Genomic DNA, 17998 nt, shown 5'->3' on the forward strand with positions numbered 1-17998 from the left:
CATGTGAAAAGGTTCAATGTCAACCGTGCGCGCCTTTCGCTGTGACATTTTTTCACTTCATGTGCCGTACATGGCACAGCGGTCGGCTCAGACGTCGACCAGGTTGTCGAAGCCACCGAAGAACATGCGCTTGCCGTCGAACGGTACACCGCCTGGTTTCATCATGTCGGCCAGGCGCGGGTCTTGCATGACTTTCTCGAGGACGGCGTCGCGGTGGCTGCGCGATTCGTACACCACCCAGGCCAGGATGACGGTCTCGCCGTCTTCGAGCCTGACGCTCTGCGGGAACGATGTGTGCTCGCCCGGCTTGACGTCGTCGGCGATCCATTCGCGGTATTCGAGCGCGCCGTGCTCGCGCCAGACCCGGCCGGATAACTCGGCCAGGGCGCGATACTCGTCGATCTTCGAGGTGGGAAGGGGAAGGACAAAACCGTCGACGTACGCCATGGTGCTTCTCCTGAAGGTAGGTGATGCGTGAGGCAAGGGCAAGACGATGCGCGGACCGCCCTGGTACTGACCGGCGGGCCGTGCACAAGTTTCCCGCTAGCGGTCGACGAACATCTGGAAGCCGCCGTAGATCAGACGCTTGCCGTCGAAGGGCATGAAGCCCGGCTGCATCATGTCAAGCATGCGCGGGTCTTTCTCGACCTTGCCATTGATCTCATCGCGGTGCGCGCGCGATTTGTAAACAATCCACGAGAAAACCACGGTCTCGCCATCTTCGAGCTTGACGCTCAGGGGGAAGGAAGTGGTCTTGCCGCCCGGGACGTCGTCGGCTACGGCTTCGCGGTATTCGAGCGCGCCGTATTCGAGCCAGATATCGGCGCACTTGTTGCTCAGCTCCCGGTATTCGTCGAGCTTCGACTTGGGCAGGGGCAGGACGAAACCATCTACATAGGCCATGGGTGTCTCCTCAGAGGTAGGACGCAAGGCTGGCCGCACGAGCCGCAGCTGGATGACCTGCGGCGCTGCGCCAGGTTCCCGGTCGCTGGGCCGGGAACCGAGCAGATTACCACAAGGCGTCTTGCGCGGGCGGGTTTGGCGGGGGCGGTGGCTGCGCCGGCGCGGGCGGTGCAGGCGCCGTTACCGGCGGCAGGGCCTCGATGGCCGGCCGCTCGTCGAATGGCGATGGGTCGGGCGGCATCTCCTGGCTGCCCGGCGCCAGGTCGAGCGGTTGCTCCATTGTCGATTGCTCGATGTCGATCGCACGCGTCTCGCTCGCGTCGGTGAATTCCGGGTAGATCCAGTCTTCTCCGTCGTGCACCACGTCTTCGGGCGGCGTACGCGCCACCGGCGCCACCTTGGCCAGCGCCACCCGCATGTAGTCGATCCAGATCGGCATGGCCAGGGTCGAGCCGAACTCGCGTCCGCCGAGCGAGCGCGGCTCGTCGTAGCCCATCCACGACACCGCCACCACATTGCCCGCGTAGCCGGCGAACCAGCCGTCGATCGCATCGTTGGTGGTGCCGGTCTTGCCGGCCAGGTCCTGCCGTCCCAGCTGCTTGGCGGAAGCGGCGGCGGTGCCGAAGCGGGTCACGTCGCGCAGCATGCTGTCGACCACGAAGGCGTTGCGCGCGGTGACCGCGCGGTTGGCTTCGTTCTTCGCCGCGGGAGGCGTGTTCTGGAGAATGATGGCGCCGTTGCCGTCCTGGATGCGCTCGATCAGGTAGGGTTTGACGCGGAAGCCGCCATTGGCGAACACCGCATAGCCGCCGGCCAGCTGCAGCGGGGTAACGGCGCCGGTGCCGAGCGCCATCGTGTAGTTCTTTGGATGGCGCGCCAGGTCGAAGCCGAAGTGTTCCAGGTACTGGTGGGCAAAGTCAACCGACACCGCGCGCAACACGCGCACCGTCGGTACGTTCTTCGATTTGACCAGCGCCTGGCGCAGGCTGACTTCGCCGTCGAACTTGCCGTCGTCGTTCTGCGGCCTCCACGGCGTCTCGAGGGTCGCGCCGGGCAGCTCGATCGGCTCGTCCAGGATGCGGGTGGTCGGCGAATAGCCTTTCTCCAGCGCCGCCGAATACACGAAGGGCTTGATGCTCGATCCCGGCTGGCGCCAGGCCTGGGTCACGTGGTTGAACTTCTGCAGGTTGTAGTCGAAGCCGCCGACCAGGGCGTGGTAGGCACCGGTGTCGGCATCGATCGCGACGAAGGCCGCCGCGACCTCGGGCACCTGGGTGATGGACCAGTTGCCGTCCTTGCCCGTGCTGATGCGGATCACGGCGCCCGGCGTGATCCTGGCGCTTTCGCGCGCCTTGCCCGACAAGGCATTGGCGGCGAACTTCAGGCCGTCGCCCTTGATGACGATGTCTTCGCCCGACAGCGTATCGACCAGCACTTCCTGCGGGCTCGCCGCGAGCACCATGGCGGGCAGCAGCCCGTCGCTGTCGGGACGCTTCTGCAGCGCGTCGACGATGGCTTCCTCGCGCTCCCCGGCGTCGACCGGCAACGCGATGCGCGCCTCCGGGCCGCGGTAGCCGTGGCGTGCGTCGTAGGCCAGCACATTGCGCCGCACCGAATCATAGGCGGCGTCCTGCTCTGCCGCGAGGATCGTGGTAGTGACGGTGATCCCGCGCGTGTATGATTCTTCGCCGAACTGCTGGTACACGGCCTGGCGCGCCAGCTCGGCCACGTACTCGGCGCGGGTATCGTACGACTGGCCGGCGTCGCGCTTGACGCGCAGCGGTTCGGCCAGGGCCTGGCGGTATTGCGCATCGTCGATCTCGCCCAGTTCGTGCAGGCGCTTGAGGATGGCGTGCTGGCGCACCTGCGCGCGCTTCGGGTTCGACACCGGGTTGGTGCGCGCCGGGTTTTGCGGCAGGCCTGCCAGCATCGCTGTCTCGGCCAGGGTAAGATGGTCGAGCGTCTTGCCGAAATAGCTGCGCGCCGCGCTCGAGAAGCCGTACGAGCGCTGGCCCAGGTAGATCTGGTTCATGTACAGCTCGAGGATCTGGTCCTTGCTCAGGGAGTCTTCGATCTTGTAGGCCAGCGCGATCTCGGTCAGCTTGCGCGTGACGGTCTTCTCGTTGGTCAGGAAGAAGTTGCGGGCCACCTGCATGGTAATGGTCGAGGCCCCCTGGCGAAAGCCCCCGCGCAGGTTGGCGCGCGCCGCACCCAGCGCGCGGATGAAGTCGATCCCACCGTGTTCATAGAAGCGCGTGTCCTCGATCGCGAGCACGGCGCTCTTCATCATCTGCGGTATCTTCGAGATCGGCACGAAGTCGCGGTGCTCGACGCCGAACTGGCCGATCAGCACATTGTCGGCCGTGTAGATGCGCAGCGGGATCTTGGGGCGATAGTCGGTCACGGCGTCGATCGGCGGCACTTTCGGCAGGATCGCGGTCATCACATAGACCATGGCGCCGGCCCCGGCCAGCAGCACGACGGCCAGTAAGACCAGGACGAAGGCGCGCAGATGCCTTACGTGCCGCATGCGCCAGGTCGTGCGGATTGGATTGCCGGACTTCTTGTCGGTGTCGCTCACTGCTTTACTCTCGCGGTGCGGCCAGGCTGGGGCCATGAGCGGCCGATTATAATCGGCTTTTATTCCGCGCTTTCTTTCCGTTCGTGCATGTGCGATATTCTCGCTTTGGCCTGCCGACGGCTTGGCGGGCCGCGCCTGCAACGAAGGAAACCATGCCACTCGATCCGAATCCGGCCGGCTTCAAGCCGTATATCCCCGCCAGCGCCCAGCTACCAGAGATGACCCCACGCGCCCTGATCATGGGCGTCATCCTCGGCATGATCTTCGGCGCGTCCTCGCTCTACCTGGTGCTCAAGGTGGGCCTGACGGTCAGCGCCTCGATCCCGGTGGCGGTGATCGCGATCACCCTGTTCGGCATGGCCAAGAAGCTCGGCGCGCGCGAATCGACGATCCTCGAGAACAGCGTGGCGCAGACCGCCGGCTCGGCCGGTGAATCGCTGGCCTTCGGCCTGGGCGTGACCATGCCGGCCATTATGATCCTCGGCTTCGACCTCGAGATCTCGCGCGTGATGCTGGTCGGGGTGCTGGGCGGCCTGCTGGGCATCCTGATGATGATTCCGCTGCGCCGCACGCTGATCGTCGACCAGCACCGCGAACTGAAATACCCGGAAGGCACGGCCTGCGCCGAAGTGCTCAAGGCTGCCGCCACCGACGTCTCGCGCGAAGCCGCGGGCGAGGTGCGGATCGAAGGCAGCGACGCCATGAAGACGGCCAAGCGCCGCGCCATGCTGATCTTCGGGGGCTTCGGCATCGGCATCCTGTACAAGACCCTGAGCGTGTCGTTCAAGGGCTGGCGCGACACGATCAACTTCGAGTTCGGTGCGCCACTCAAGACCGGCAGCATCGGCGCCGAGGTCTCGCCCGAACTGGTCGGCGTCGGCTACATCATCGGCCCGCGCATCGCCTACACGATGGCGGCCGGCGGCGTGCTGGCGTCGCTGCTGCTGGTCCCGATGATCAAGTTCTTCGGCGAGCTGGCGACCACGCCGCTGTCGCCCGCGACGATCCCGATCCGCGACATGAGCGGCGACGATATCCGTGCTTCCTATATCCTGTACATCGGCGCCGGCGCCGTGGCGGCCGGCGGCCTGATCTCGCTGGCGCGCTCGCTGCCGACAATCTGGAACGGCCTGCGCGGCGGCCTGGCCGGCGTCAGGCAGGGATCGAAGGGCGACGACTCCTTGCGCACCGAGCGCGACATCCCGATGAAATGGGTCGTGATCGGCTGCCTGGCCATCATCGCGATCATTTCGCTGGCGGCGCCGCTGCACATGAACGTGCTTGGCGCGCTGCTGATCCTGGTATTCGGTTTCCTGTTCGCCACCGTGTCGTCGCGCCTGACCGGCGAAATCGGTTCGTCGTCGAACCCGATTTCGGGCATGGCGGTGGCGACCCTGCTGTTTACCTGCCTGATCTTCCTGGTGATGGGCTGGACCGGCGGGCAGTACTATGTGACCGCGCTGTCGGTTGGCGCCATCGTCTGCATTGCCGCCAGCAATGCCGGCACTACCTCACAAGACCTCAAGACCGGCTACCTGGTCGGGTCGACCCCGCGCATGCAGCAGTACGCGATCCTGTGCGGCGCCTTCGCCTCGGCCCTGATCCTGGGCCCGATCCTGCTCAAGCTGAACGAGGCGGGCACCGTGTACGTGCCGGCCGCCCAGGTGGCCCCTGGCCTGACGGTCGATGCGTCGAAGCTCACCGATACCGCGCAGCTGCAAGGTCCGCAGGCCAAGGACGACCCCAACACGTATCGGGTCTGGCACAAGACCGACACCGTTGGCGGCCCGGCCGGCAAGTACCTCGTCGACGCGGCGGGCAAGGTGGCATACCTGGTCGACCCAGGCATCAACGGTCATCACGCCACGCGGCCGGACGGCACCGAAGTCAAGAAATACGATGCGCCGAAGGCAGTGCTGATGTCCTACATCATCAAGGGCATCCTGGACCGGGAACTGCCATGGACCCTGGTGCTGTTCGGCGTGATGATCGCGATCGTGCTCGAGATGGCGGGCATCGCATCGCTGGCGTTCTCGGTGGGCGTCTACTTGCCGCTGGTGGCGACCCTGCCGATTGCGATCGGCGGCACCGTGCGCTGGCTGGCTGACCGCCGCAATAACCAGCTGCCGCAAAACGCGCACCTCGACGAAGAAGAACGCCAGGCGGCGGGCGACCGCAGCTCGGGCGTGCTGCTGGCCTCCGGCTATATCGCTGGCGGCGCGCTGGCAGGCATTATCATCGCCATCACGGCCGGCGTATTCACCGACTTCGATGCCGCGATCGGGCGCTGGGCCGAGGCCTCGAATCCGTTCTTCGCGGGGGCGAGCGCGAACTGGCTCAGCATGATTCCGTATGCGGGCATCGTGCTGCTGCTGTGGTGGGTGGCGCGCGAAAGGCCACGCAAGGATTGAACTGGCGGGGAGCAAGCATGAATGACAACGCCGGCATGACGCCGGCGTTGTCCTATGGAGGCGGGTGCAGCGCCATCCCGCCCACGCGTCGAGCCAGGAGCGAATCAGACGTACGCCAGATCGTGCTGCCGGATCGCGCTGTCGATCCAGTCGCCGGTATGACTGAATTGATAACCCAGTGCCTTGGCGCGCGCGGTATCGAGCATCAGCGGCGTCACGAGGTCGAACGGCGACGGCGTGCCAGCCGCGACCTTGCGCATGCGCGCCGGCGCATTCAGCGCCGCGCCCACGCGGCCGTGCAGCTCATAAGCCGACAGCGCGCCATCGGCCGCCGCGTTCACGGGCCCCGTAAATTCGTGGGCGCCGGTCCAGACCAGGAAGTCGGCCGCCTCGCGCGCCTCGAGGAACGAGGTACGCGCCCTGGCGCTCGTATAGGAAAGAGGCGCACCCTGGCGCACCAGGTCGACGTAATGGGCCAGACGGCCGGTGAAGTCATCCGGCCCGCCCAGCACGTGGGCCAGGCGCACGCTCGCCACCGGCATGGCGCCGGCCCGGTACAGATAAGCCTCGGCCTGGACCTTGCCCGCGACATGGCTCTCCATTGCGCGCGCCGGATCGTGCCAGGGATAGCCGGTGTCGATCGGCTGCGCGTCGACGTGCAGCGACGCCTCGTCGAACGCCTGCGACTGCGGCTCCAGGGCGCGGTAGACGTCGATGGTGGAGGTCATGACGTAGCGCCCGACATTGCCCCTGAAAACGCGGCTCGAGATCGCCGCGTCGAGCGGCGAACAGCACATCTGGTCATAGACAATGTCAAACCTGACGCCGCCGAATGCGGTGCGCATCGCGTGTTCGTTGCGACGGTCGACCCGGACCCGCCTGATGCGCTCGCCGAAGGGATCCGGCGCATAGCCGCGGGTGGCGATGGTGACGTGGTGGCCGGCCCGGACCAGGCGCTGCACCAGCAGCTTGCCGAAAAAGCGGGTGCCGCCGATCACGAGAATATTCTTGGACATGGGGTTTCCTTGTGTGATCACTACTATTTTCCTCGTAGCAGTACAATTCATCAAACGAGAAAAAACATGTCAATGAATAAGAAAAACTTAGCCATGAGTGCGATATGAAGGCCTTGCGCAGCCTTTCCGGCCTGATCGACTTCGAGTGCGCGGCGCGCTGGGGCAGTTTCAAGCTGGCCGCGCATGAGTTGCACAAGACCCCGGCCGCGGTCAGTCTGCAGGTCAGGCAGCTGGAAGAGAATATCGGCTTCGCCCTGTTCGTGCGGCATCCGCGCCATATCGCGCTGACGGAGAAAGGGCAGGAGCTGGCGATCGCCACCGCCCGCATGCTGGGCGAATTGCGCGCCAAGGTTACTGCCTTGCAGAGCGGCGACGAGGAGGCGGTGCTGCGCATCGCCACCACCCACTCGTTCGCGATCAAGTGGCTGGTGCCGCGCATGCACCGTTTCACCAAGCTGTATCCGGAACTGGATATTCGCCTCGATTCGAACGACGCTCCGGTCGACCTGCAGGCCGACAGCACCGACGTCGCGATCCGCTACGGTCCTGTGACAAACGGCGATCCGACGGTGTTGTTTCGCGAGAGGCTGGTGCCGGCCTACAGCCCGGACCTGCTCTTGCCCGGCCAGGCGGGGCTGACCCTGGCCGACCTGGGCCAACACCGCCTGTTGATCGTGCATTCGCCCGAAGCCTGGCTGCAGCTGCTGAACGAGAACCGCTTGCTCAAGGGCGAGTACGATTTCTCGCGCGCCTATAGCCACTGGGGCGTACTGGTGCAGGCCGCGGTGGCCGGGCAGGGCGTGGCCCTGGTGCCGTACGGGATCGCGTTCCAGGACATCGCTTCCGGCGCGCTGCGCCTGATCCCTTGCCGCAGCGTGCCGTTCGCGAACGGCTATCGTTTCCTCGCCAATCCGCACAAGGAGCATATGCTCAAGGTGCGGCGCTTCCGCGAGTGGATGGTGGCCGAGATGGCGGCCATGAGCGCGCATCTCGATTACCGATAAGGGATCTGGCCCTGGAACGAACAACGGCGGCCCGGGGGCCGCCGTTGTTGACGAAGCAGGACGCGCTTAATTGGCAGGACGCGCTTACTTCACGCCGTGCATCAGTTTCTGGATCACTGGCGCCAGCAGCAGCAGCAGCACGCCGCCGCCCAGCAGCGACCAGAAGCCGAAGCTGTAGCCGCTCAGTGCCGAGGTCACCGACATGCCGGTCTCGCCCGAGACGTGCGAGGCGAAGATGCCCGACAGGTTGTTGCCGATCCCGGTCGAGAGGAACCAGCCGCCCATGCCCAGGCCCACCAGGCGGGTCGGCGCCAGCTTGGTCACCATCGACAGGCCGATCGGCGACAGGCACAGCTCACCGATCGACTGGATCACGTAGACCGCGAACAGGGTCCAGAACGGGATCTTGCCGTTGTCGTTGATCAGCTGCGACAGCGCGTACATCAGCAGGCCGAAGGCCAGCGCGTTGAACACCAGGCCGAGACCGAATTTGCGCGGGATCGACGGGTTCGCGTTGCGCTTGCCCAGCCACACCCAGATCGCGGCGATGATCGGCGCGAAGGCGATGATGGCGACCGAGTTCACCGACTGGAACCAGGCGACCGGGAAAGTCCAGCCGTTGGCGAAGTCGCGGTCGACGATGTTATCGGCCAGGAAGGTGAACGAGCTGCCGGCCTGCTCGAAGAAGCACCAGAACAGGATGTTGAAAAAGAAGATGATCATCATCGCCCAGGTCTTGTCGCGCGCGACCTTGCCCTCGCGGATGCCTTCCATGACCAGCATCGCGGCCAGGCCGACGAACAGGATGGTCAGCAGGACCTGCAGGTTGTTGGCGCCCGCCTGCAGCAGCAGGTACATGATCGGGATCACGACCAGCGCGCCGATGACGGTGAAGATCAGGCGCTTCGGATTGGCCAGGTCGCCGACCGGTGCGCCGATGCCCTTCAGGGATTTGCGGCCGATGTAGAACCAGACCAGCGAGATCAGCATGCCGATGCCCGAGGCCAGGAACACGATCTTGTACGATGGCATGGCTTCGGTGCCGAAGACTTTCTCGGCCAGGATCTGGGTCAGGATCGGTGCGAAGAAGGCGCCGACGTTGATGCCCATGTAGAAGATGGTGAAGCCGGAATCGCGACGGGTATCGTTCAGCGCGTACAGCTGGCCGACCATGGTCGAGATGTTCGGCTTGAACAGGCCGTTGCCGACGATGATGGTTGCCAGGCCCAGCTTGAAGACGTCATGGTTCGGGATCGAAATCATGAACAGGCCGGCCGCCATGAAGATCGCGCCGATGAGGATCGAGCGCTGGTAGCCGATGATGCGGTCGGCCACGTAGCCGCCGAAGACGGCGCCGGCATACACCAGCGCGAGGTAGGAACCGTAGGTGAGATTGGCGTCGGCCTGGCCGATCGCGCTACCGTCGTAGAACTGCGCGACGATATAAAGGACGAGTGCCCAACGAATGCCGTAGAAAGCGAAGCGCTCCCAGAATTCGGTCATGAACAGCATCCACAGCGGTGCTGGGTGGCCCATGATCTGCTTGAATTCTGGGAGAGGTCCCTTGGCGGGTGTAGTAGCTGCACCGCTCATGCGGTTCCTCCCGAAAATGTAATGACAGAGTAATAGTTATATGGAGCGAACCGACGGGCGGGCATTCCAATAGGCAGGCATTCTAGTGCATATTCTTCATCACAAGAAATCTTTTTCCAGATGTGTTAATACGGTTCGAACATGGTGCACTGCACCTGCGCGGCTCACGGTTTTGGGGCGCGCGTCGCGGCGGTTTGGCGTATATTGCTGTCAAGGCTGTAACGTTTTTTAGAACAGAAGAGGAAACACGACCATGACCCATGAAGTAGTCGATACACTCGTTTCACCCGAAAGCCTGCAACTGGTCGATACCCTGATTTCGCCGCAAGGCCGGCTCGAAGTACTGTCGAAGGCCGAAGTGGCCAAATTGCTCGAAACCGGCAAGGCCGGCCTGTACGATGTGTTCCGCAAATGCGCACTGGCTGTCCTCAATACCGGCAGCGATATCGACGATGGCAAGGAGCTGCTGGAGCGCTATGCGACCTTCGACATCAGCATCCTGCAGCGCGAGCGCGGCATCAAGCTCGAGATCCGCAATGCGCCGGGCAATGCCTTCGTCGACGGCAAGATGATCCGCGGTATCCACGAGCACCTGTTCGCGGTGCTGCGCGATATCGTGTTCGTCAACTTCGACGTCACCGACAACCCCAAATTCGACCTGACCCGCAGCGAAGGCATCACCGACTCGGTCTTCCACATCCTGCGCAACGCCAACGTGCTGCAGCCGCAGCGCAATCCCAACCTGGTGGTGTGCTGGGGCGGGCACTCGATCAGCCGCATCGAATACAACTACACCAAGAAGGTCGGCTATGCGCTGGGCCTGCGCGAAATGGATATCTGCACCGGCTGCGGACCGGGCGCCATGAAGGGCCCGATGAAGGGCGCCACCATCGGCCACTCCAAGCAGCGCCTTGGCAGCGGGCGTTATCTCGGCATCTCGGAGCCGGGCATCATCGCGGCCGAATCGCCGAACCCGATCGTCAATGACCTGGTGATCATGCCCGATATCGAAAAGCGCCTGGAGGCGTTCGTGCGCACCGGACACGGCATCGTGGTGTTCCCGGGCGGCGCCGGCACGGCCGAGGAGATCCTGTACATCCTGGGCATCCTGCTGCACCCCGATAACGCCGAGATCCCGTTCCCGCTGATCTTCACCGGCCCGGCGTCGGCGCGCGATTACTTCACCCAGATCGACCAGTTCATCGGCGTGACGCTGGGCGAAGCGGCGCAGCGGCGCTACCAGATCATCATCGACGACCCGGACGCGGTGGCGCGTGCGATGCAGGCCGGCGTGCAAGAGGTGCGCGCCTTCCGCAAGGCGCACAGCGACGCGTATTACTATAACTGGCGGCTCAAGATCGACCACGAGTTCCAGAAGCCGTTCAAGCCGACGCACGAAAACATGCGCAACCTCGACCTGCACCGCCGCATTCCCACGCACCTGCTGGCGGCGAACCTGCGCCGCGCGTTCTCGGGCGTGGTGGCGGGGAACGTGAAGGAAGAAGGGATCCACGCGATCGAGCAGTACGGCAAGTACGAGATCAGCGGCGAGGCCGACATCATGGGGCCGATGGATGCGCTGCTGGCGTCGTTCGTGGAGCAGAGCCGCATGAAACTGCCGGGCAAGGCGTACACGCCGTGCTATACGATCGTCCAGTAACAGTGCAGTATCGTGGGGTGGATGGCCATGCCATCCACGCGTTCAACTGATGATGAAGGGCCGTGAGGCCTGCACGTCCTGGTCGAACGCGTGGGCGGGGAGCCCGTCCACCCCGCTGCAGGTCGCCCTGCCGGATAAAAAAAGCCGCCATTCGGCGGCTTTGTACGATCAGTCTTCCTTGCGTAGATGCGGGAACAGCAGCACGTCGCGGATGTTCGGCGAGTCGGTGATCAGCATCATCAGGCGGTCGATGCCGATGCCGCATCCGCCGGCTGGCGGCATGCCGTATTCCAGCGCGCGAATGTAGTCGGCGTCGTAGAACATCGCCTCATCGTCGCCCGCGTCCTTGGCGGCCACCTGCGACAGGAAGCGCGCGGCCTGGTCTTCGGGATCGTTCAGCTCCGAGAAGCCGTTGGCGATCTCGCGGCCCACCATGAACAGCTCGAAGCGCTCGGTGATGCCTTCGCGCACGTCCGACGCGCGCGCCAGCGGCGACACTTCGACCGGATAGTCGATGATGAAGGTCGGTTCCCACAGCAGCGCTTCGGCGGTCTCTTCGAACAGCGCCAGTTGCAGCGCGCCCAGGCCGGCGGTGGCAAACGGCTTGACGCCGAACCTGGTCTTCAGTTCAGTCTTGATGAACTCGGCGTCGTTCAGCTGCTCGGGGGTATAGCCTGGCGCATACTTGTCGATTGCCTCGACGATGGTCAGGCGCTGGAATGGCTTCGACAGGTCCAGCTCGCGGCCGCCATAGGTCAGCACGGCGCTGCCGTGGGCGTCGATCGCGGCCTGGCGGATCACTTCCTCGGTGAAGTTCATGATCCACTTGTAGTCGGTGTAGGCCGCATAGAATTCCATCATCGTGAATTCTGGATTGTGACGGACCGATACGCCTTCGTTGCGGAAGTTGCGGTTGACCTCGAACACGCGGTCGAAGCCGCCCACGACCAGGCGCTTCAGGTACAGCTCGGGCGCGATGCGCAGGTACATTTCCATGTCCAGCGCATTGTGGTGGGTGACGAACGGCTTGGCCGCGGCGCCGCCCGGGATCGGGTGCAGCATCGGGGTCTCGACTTCCATGAAGCCGTTCTTTTCCATGAAGCGGCGCATCGACGACATCGCGCTAGTACGCGCCTTGAAGGTGCGGCGCGTCTCTTCGTTCATGATCAGGTCGACGTAGCGCTGGCGGTACTTGGTCTCCTGGTCGGCCAGGCCGTGGAACTTGTCGGGCAGCGGACGGATCGCCTTGGCGATCAGGCGCAGCTGGCTCACCTTGACGGTCAGCTCGTCGGTCTTGGTCTTGAACAGGGTGCCTTCCACGCCCAGGATGTCGCCCAGGTCGTAGCTGCGCAGCGCTTCCATCGCATCGATGCCGGCGTTGTCGAGGGCGATGTAGACCTGGATGCGGCCATTGGCGGCCGGGCCGGAGCTATCTTGCAGGGTCGCGAAGGCGGCCTTCTTGCCCGCTTCGCGGCGCAGCATCATGCGGCCGGCCAGCACGACGGCGACCGGCTCGGCTTCGAGTTCTTCGCGGGTCTTGCCGTTATAGCGCTCGACCAGATCGGCGGCCTTGTGCTGTGGGACGAAATCGTTCGGGAAGGCGATGCCTTTCTCGCGGATCGCGCCCAGCTTGGCGCGGCGCTCGGCCATGATCTTGTTTTCATCAGGAGCCTGCAGTGGCCCCTGTTCTTGGTTTTCGGTGGTCATGTGGTGTAGTTCTAGTGTTGGTTGGTTCAGGCCAGCAGCGACTCAACGTCCAGCTCAGTGAAATCGTTGACGATGGCGATGACATTGTCGAATTCGGCGAACGCCTCGGCCGGCAAGGTGGTGGTGAGCACCACCGCGCGCATGCCGGCGCGGCGCGCCGCTTCCACACCCAGCGGCGCATCCTCGAACACGATGCACTGGGCCGGCATGGTCGCGCAGCGGTCGGCCGCTTTCAGGAACACGTCCGGATGCGGCTTGCCGCGCGGGACGTCGACCGTGCCGACCACCACCGCGTCGAAGCGCGGCCGCAAGTCCATCTCGTCGAGTATGAAGCGCGCGCTGCCTGGCGAAGCCGAGGTGGCCACCGCCAGCTTCCAGCCGCGGGCGGCGCCGGCCTCGATGAAGGCGTCGAAGCCGGGCAGGGTGTTGCGGTGCGGGCCGTACAGCTCGCGGTACAGCTCTTCCTTCTCGTGGTTCAAGGTCGCCAGTTCGTCGTCGCCGAGCTCCTCGCCAATGTAGTGGCGCAGGATTTCCTTGCCCTGGCGGCCGGCCGTGTCGCGGAAGAAGGCTTCGGGCTCGATGACCTTGCCGCGCCGCGCGAAGAAGGTGATCCACGCCTGGGTGTGGAAGTCCATATTGTCGACGATGGTGCCATCCATGTCGAAGATCAGCGCGCGGGCGGATGTGGTCATCGGGTCTCTACCTTGTTAAACGTTCTGCTTGAGGGAAGCGGAGATGAAATCGTCCAGATCGCCGTCGAGCACGTTCTTGGTATTGCCCGTTTCGAAGCCGGTACGCAAGTCCTTGATACGCGACTGGTCGAGCACATACGAGCGGATCTGGTGGCCCCAGCCGACGTCGGTCTTGGAATCCTCGAGCTTTTGCTGCTCGCTCATGCGGTTACGCAGTTCGAGCTCGTACAGCTTCGCGCGCAGCATGTCCCAGGCCTCGGCCTTGTTGCGGTGCTGCGAGCGGTCATTCTGGCACTGGACGACGATACCCGATGGGCCGTGGGTCAGGCGCACCGCAGAATCGGTCTTGTTGATGTGCTGGCCGCCGGCGCCCGATGCGCGATAGGTGTCGATGCGCACGTCGGCAGGGTTGATCTCGATCTCGATCGAGTCGTCCACTTCCGGATACACGAACAGCGAGGTGAACGAGGTGTGGCGGCCGTTGGCCGAATCGAACGGCGATTTGCGCACCAGGCGGTGCACGCCGGTCTCGGTGCGCAGGTGGCCATAGGCGTACTCGCCGTCGACCTTGATGGTGGCGGTCTTGATGCCCGCGACCTCGCCCTCGGACTGTTCGAGGATCTCGGCCTTGAAGCCCTTGCGTTCGCAGTAGCGCAGATATTGACGCAGCAGCATCGAGGCCCAGTCTTGCGCCTCGGTGCCGCCGGCGCCGGCCTGGATGTCGATGAAGCAGCTGGCATGGTCCATCGGATTGCTGAACATGCGGCGAAATTCCATCGCCTCGATGATCTTCTGCACTTCGTCGAGGTCGCTGGAGACGGCTTCGATGGTGTCGTCGTCGCCTTCTTCGCGCGCCATGTCGAACAGGTCGCGTGCGTCGGCGAGATCGGCCTTGGCTTTCTCGAGCACGTGCACGACGCCTTCCAGCGCTTTCTTTTCTTTGCCCATTTCCTGGGCTTTTTTCGGGTCGTTCCAGATGGAAGGATCTTCCATCTCCTGGTTGACCTGTTCTAGTTTCTCCGACTTCTTATCGAAGTCAAAGATACCTCCGAAGTTCGGCCTCGCGACCCGTCAGGTCGTTCAGCAGGGCGGAAATGGCGTTGATGCGTTCGGCTTCCATGGTCTCGGCAGTCTCATTGGTTGATTGAATCGAACCGGGGATTATACCCGACGACTGCATCGACGACGCCGTATGGATTGCCATGGTGGCTGCCGCTGCCGTATCATCGCCCCGTCTTGTTTCCCGGAATGCCCATGAACCGCATCTTGCGTTACCAAACTGGCATGGCGTTCGCGCCGCTGCTGCTCATCCTTCCCGTCCACGCCGCCCAGACCCCGAGCGGTGCGACCGCCGTGCTGGCCGTGCTCGAGACCTCCGACCTGCACGCGAACGTGGTCGGCTACGACTACTACAAGCTGGCGCCGGATGCGTCGATCGGCTTCGACCGCACCGCCACGCTGATCAGGCAGGCGCGCAAGGAATTCCCCAACACGCTGCTGCTCGACAATGGCGACACGATCCAGGGCACTGCCTTCGCCGACTACCAGGCGTTGGTCAAGCCGCCGCGCTGCGACCAGGTGCTGGGCATCTACAAGATCATGAACGCGCTCGGCTACGAGGGCGGCACCGTGGGTAACCACGAATTCAACTATGGCCTGTCATTCCTGAACCAGATCACCGGCAGCAGTTTCAGGGTCAAGGACGTCAAGCCGCAGGCCAGGCCATGCGCGGGGCCGGATTTCCCGATCGTGCTGGCCAATATCCATAGCCTGCAGACGAATCAACCGCTGTTTGCGCCGTACCGCATCATCGACAAGAAGATCGTCGCGACCGGCAAGGACGGCAAGCGGATCGAGAGCACCGTCAAGGTCGGCATCATCGGCTTCACCCCACCGGACATCATGTCGTGGGACAAGCGCTGGCTCGAGGGCCGCGTGAAACCCGTGGACATCCGCGCCAGCGCCGAGCGCTACATCCCCGAGATGCGCAGGAAGGGCGCCGAACTGGTGGTGGTGCTGGGCCATGCGGGCCTGGATGACGCGGACTATTCGCCAAGGATGGAAAACACCAACTGGCACCTGGCCAAGGTGCCGGGGGTGGACGTGGTGCTGATGGGCCACGCGCACCAGCTGTTCCCGAACAAGGACAGCACCGTCGGCCAGTTCAACCTGCCGGGCGTGGACAAGGCGCGCGGCCTGGTGCACGGCGTGCCGGCGGTGATGCCGGGCCAGTGGGGCAAGCATCTGGGCGTGGTCCGGCTCCAGCTGGCGTTCGACGGCAAGCGCTGGACGGTCGAGAAGGACAAGACCGTGGTCGAGGCGCGTTCGACCCAGACCGCGCCGAAGACCTTCGTCGAGCCCGACGCCGAGGTCACGGCCCTGGTGCGCGCCGAGCACGAGGCGACCATCGCCTACGTCAAGACGCCGGTGGGCAAGTCGAGCTTTCGCATGAGCACCTACTTCGCCGACGTCGGCGATCCATCGGCGCTGGAAGTGGTGAACCGCGCGCAGGCCGAATATGTCGCCCGGTACGTGCAGGCCAACCTGCCGCAGTACGCGCAGCTGCCGGTGCTGTCGGTGACGGCGCCGTTCAAGGCCGGCTTCCCGACGGTTGCCGACTATACGGACGTGCCGGCCGGCGACCTGGCGCTGAACAATGCGGCCGACCTGTACCTGTTCCCGAACTCGCTGTATGCGGTCAAGGTGGACGGCGCGGGCCTGAAGGCGTGGCTCGAGACGGCGGCGGGGCGCTTCAATACGATCGACCCGGCCAGGGCCGAGCCGCAGGAACTGGTCAATGCACGCTTCCCGAGCTTTAATTTCGATACGATCACATCGCCGGACGTGCGCTACGAGATCGACGTCACCCGCGCGCCGGGCGACCGGATCCGCAAGCTGTCGTACCAGGGCAAACCGGTCGAGGCGAAGCAGGAATTCCTGGTGGCGACCAATAACTATCGCGCCAGCGGCGGCGGCGGTTTCCCGGGCCTGGACGGCGGCAATGTGGTGCTGGCGTCGCCGGACAATAACCGCGATATCCTGATCGAGTACATCCGCAGTGCCAGGGAACTGAGCCGCAAGGCGCAGGGAGCGGCGCGCAGCTGGCGTTTCGCGCAGGTAAAAACGGCGGGGCCGGTGGTGTTCCATTCGGCGCCGGAGCTGGTCGGGTTGGCGCAGGAGGCGGGCATCGACAACGTCAGGCAGCTGAAGGCCGATGATGGCAGCGGCAAGGGCACCGCCCTGTATGCGGTCGATCTGTCGCAGTAAATCGATCTGGCGTTACAACGATGGGGTGGGCGGCCAAGCCGTCCACGCGTCCAGACCACGCTGGAACAGCCGCTCGCCTGCTGGTCGGAGGCGTGGACGGGAGGCCCGCCCATACCACATGGATGCTGCGCTCAGTGCAGCTGTTTCTTCTCCGGCTGCACCAGCACGAACGGGCTTACCACCGACGCCCACAACACTTCATCCGCGTCCAGCCAGCCCTGCGCCTGTGCATCGCTGACCTTCGCCACGCTGCCTTCGTTCATCCAGCGCGTCACGCTGGCGCGATCATCATGGGCGATGCGCAGGGCGACCTCGATCAGGTCCAGCGCTTCGCTGACCCAGATGACCGAGCCGCTGGCGAAATGGCGTTCCAGCTCGCTCCATTTGACGCGGCCGGTTTCGCGGTTGATCTTGTCGTGCAGTTCGGGGTCGCGCAGTGCTAACTCGCTATCGGGTTTGGTTTTCATCGTGAATCTGTTCAAAGAATCTCGACCGCAGGATGCGGCGAACCCGCCCATGTTAACCGATAGGTCTGCGCCTTGCGCACATTGCCGACCAGCGCGGGCCGGAAGCAGGCCAGGCAAGTGCCGCCTGGATGCCGCACACTGGGGTAGATGACGCCCATCGAGCCCCCAGCGAGCAATTCGGTCGCCAGCGCCTGCGAGGCGACATAGCTGGCCGGATCGAGGCAATCCTCATATGCGGCAATCCCCCGCACGTCATGGAAGCTGGCGCTGAAGTCGGCCAGCAGGCACTGGTAGCTGACGCTGTCGTCGAAGCGCTTGATCTCGGCGTACTCCACCGTCTTGTGGAAGACGACCTCGGCCAGCGAGGTTTCGGCATCGAAGCCGCAATACCACGCCCCGCGCTCGCCGTCGTTGAAGCGGCTGCCCTCTGGCCGGGCGTAGGTGAAAGCCGCATTGATGATGCGGAAGTTGGGCACGCCGAACACCAGTTCGTCCATGCCGATGCCCTGCAACAGCCCGGACTCGCCGCGCAGGCGGTCGTTGGTGGCGTTATCGAGGTCGAACAGGTCGCGCAGGATGTCGTCGTTCTCGGCCAGCGGCGCCAGCACGGAGTCTTCCATGTCGGCGAAGCGCGACGGGATCAGGCGGCAGGTGTCGTTCTTGCGTAGCAGCGTGAGCCGCGGCATCAGCTTGAGAC

At 64.3% G+C, this 17998-nt stretch carries 15 protein-coding genes; 4 read left to right on the top strand and 11 right to left on the bottom strand.

The genetic code is table 11. From position 1 onward, the window contains the following. Positions 1-87: 87 nt before the first annotated feature. From AC56KW_RS09750 to AC56KW_RS09760, 3 genes are all read right to left on the bottom strand, one after another. Positions 88-447, bottom strand: coding sequence for a DUF1428 domain-containing protein (locus AC56KW_RS09750; protein ID WP_497170536.1), 360 nt, complete (start codon positions 445-447; stop codon positions 88-90). A 96-nt stretch (positions 448-543) separates the two neighbouring features. Then, on the bottom strand, positions 544-903 hold the full coding sequence (locus AC56KW_RS09755) for a DUF1428 domain-containing protein (RefSeq protein WP_497170537.1): 360 nt from the start codon (positions 901-903) through the stop codon (positions 544-546). 106 nt (positions 904-1009) lie between these two features. Next, the gene (locus tag AC56KW_RS09760; protein WP_497170538.1) at positions 1010-3484 is read right to left on the bottom strand and encodes a penicillin-binding protein 1A; all 2475 of its coding nucleotides are present in this window, start codon (positions 3482-3484) and stop codon (positions 1010-1012) included. 152 nt (positions 3485-3636) lie between these two features. Between AC56KW_RS09760 and AC56KW_RS09765 the strand changes: the two genes are divergently transcribed. Continuing rightward, complete coding sequence (locus AC56KW_RS09765) at positions 3637-5895, top strand: OPT family oligopeptide transporter (protein WP_497170539.1); 2259 nt, start codon at positions 3637-3639, stop codon at positions 5893-5895. Positions 5896-5999: 104 nt separating this feature from the next. Here AC56KW_RS09765 and AC56KW_RS09770 read toward each other — a convergent pair whose 3' ends face one another. After that, the gene (locus AC56KW_RS09770) at positions 6000-6911 is read right to left on the bottom strand and encodes an NAD-dependent epimerase/dehydratase family protein (protein WP_497170540.1); all 912 of its coding nucleotides are present in this window, start codon (positions 6909-6911) and stop codon (positions 6000-6002) included. A gap of 104 nt (positions 6912-7015) precedes the next feature. On the opposite strand from AC56KW_RS09770, the gene AC56KW_RS09775 reads away from it, so the two are divergent. Next, complete coding sequence (locus AC56KW_RS09775; protein WP_497170541.1) at positions 7016-7915, top strand: LysR substrate-binding domain-containing protein; 900 nt, start codon at positions 7016-7018, stop codon at positions 7913-7915. Between the two features lie 84 nt (positions 7916-7999). On the opposite strand, the gene AC56KW_RS09780 is transcribed toward AC56KW_RS09775, so the two are convergent. Beyond that, entirely contained in the window at positions 8000-9508 is a 1509-nt protein-coding gene (locus tag AC56KW_RS09780) for a peptide MFS transporter (protein WP_497170542.1), read from the bottom strand. 253 nt (positions 9509-9761) lie between these two features. Here AC56KW_RS09780 and ppnN point away from each other — a divergent pair, with 253 nt between their 5' ends. Continuing rightward, positions 9762-11168 carry a nucleotide 5'-monophosphate nucleosidase PpnN gene (gene ppnN / locus AC56KW_RS09785; protein ID WP_497170543.1) on the top strand — a complete coding sequence of 469 codons (1407 nt, stop codon included), beginning with the start codon at positions 9762-9764 and terminating at the stop codon, positions 11166-11168. Between the two features lie 168 nt (positions 11169-11336). Here ppnN and lysS read toward each other — a convergent pair whose 3' ends face one another. From lysS to AC56KW_RS09805, 4 genes are all read right to left on the bottom strand, one after another. Then, complete coding sequence (gene lysS, locus AC56KW_RS09790) at positions 11337-12875, bottom strand: lysine--tRNA ligase (RefSeq protein ID WP_497170544.1); 1539 nt, start codon at positions 12873-12875, stop codon at positions 11337-11339. A gap of 26 nt (positions 12876-12901) precedes the next feature. Further along, on the bottom strand, positions 12902-13567 hold the full coding sequence (locus AC56KW_RS09795; protein WP_497170545.1) for an HAD family hydrolase: 666 nt from the start codon (positions 13565-13567) through the stop codon (positions 12902-12904). Between the two features lie 15 nt (positions 13568-13582). Continuing rightward, positions 13583-14687, bottom strand: a protein-coding gene (gene prfB, locus AC56KW_RS09800; protein ID WP_497170546.1) for a peptide chain release factor 2 whose coding sequence is annotated in 2 segments (ribosomal slippage) — positions 13583-14605 and positions 14607-14687 — 1104 coding nt in all. Because the reading frame shifts where the segments join, the coding sequence is not laid out codon by codon here. Then, a complete protein-coding gene (locus tag AC56KW_RS09805) occupies positions 14604-14771 on the bottom strand; it encodes a hypothetical protein (protein ID WP_497170680.1) in 168 nt (55 codons plus the stop codon). Before AC56KW_RS09805 ends, prfB begins: the two co-directional genes overlap by 84 nt. 50 nt (positions 14772-14821) lie before the next feature. On the opposite strand from AC56KW_RS09805, the gene AC56KW_RS09810 reads away from it, so the two are divergent. Further along, positions 14822-16834 (top strand): bifunctional 2',3'-cyclic-nucleotide 2'-phosphodiesterase/3'-nucleotidase, encoded by a 2013-nt coding sequence (locus AC56KW_RS09810; protein ID WP_497170547.1) that lies wholly within the window; start codon positions 14822-14824, stop codon positions 16832-16834. A gap of 131 nt (positions 16835-16965) precedes the next feature. Here the strand turns inward: AC56KW_RS09810 and AC56KW_RS09815 are convergent, their stop codons facing one another. Beyond that, on the bottom strand, positions 16966-17301 hold the full coding sequence (locus AC56KW_RS09815) for a DUF2288 domain-containing protein (RefSeq protein WP_497170548.1): 336 nt from the start codon (positions 17299-17301) through the stop codon (positions 16966-16968). Positions 17302-17312: 11 nt separating this feature from the next. Next, positions 17313-17987: an RES family NAD+ phosphorylase gene (locus tag AC56KW_RS09820; RefSeq protein WP_497170674.1), complete on the bottom strand. Its 675-nt coding sequence runs from the start codon at positions 17985-17987 to the stop codon at positions 17313-17315. Positions 17988-17998: the final 11 nt, after the last annotated feature.

This window comes from Telluria sp. RT2P19, assembly GCF_059685725.1.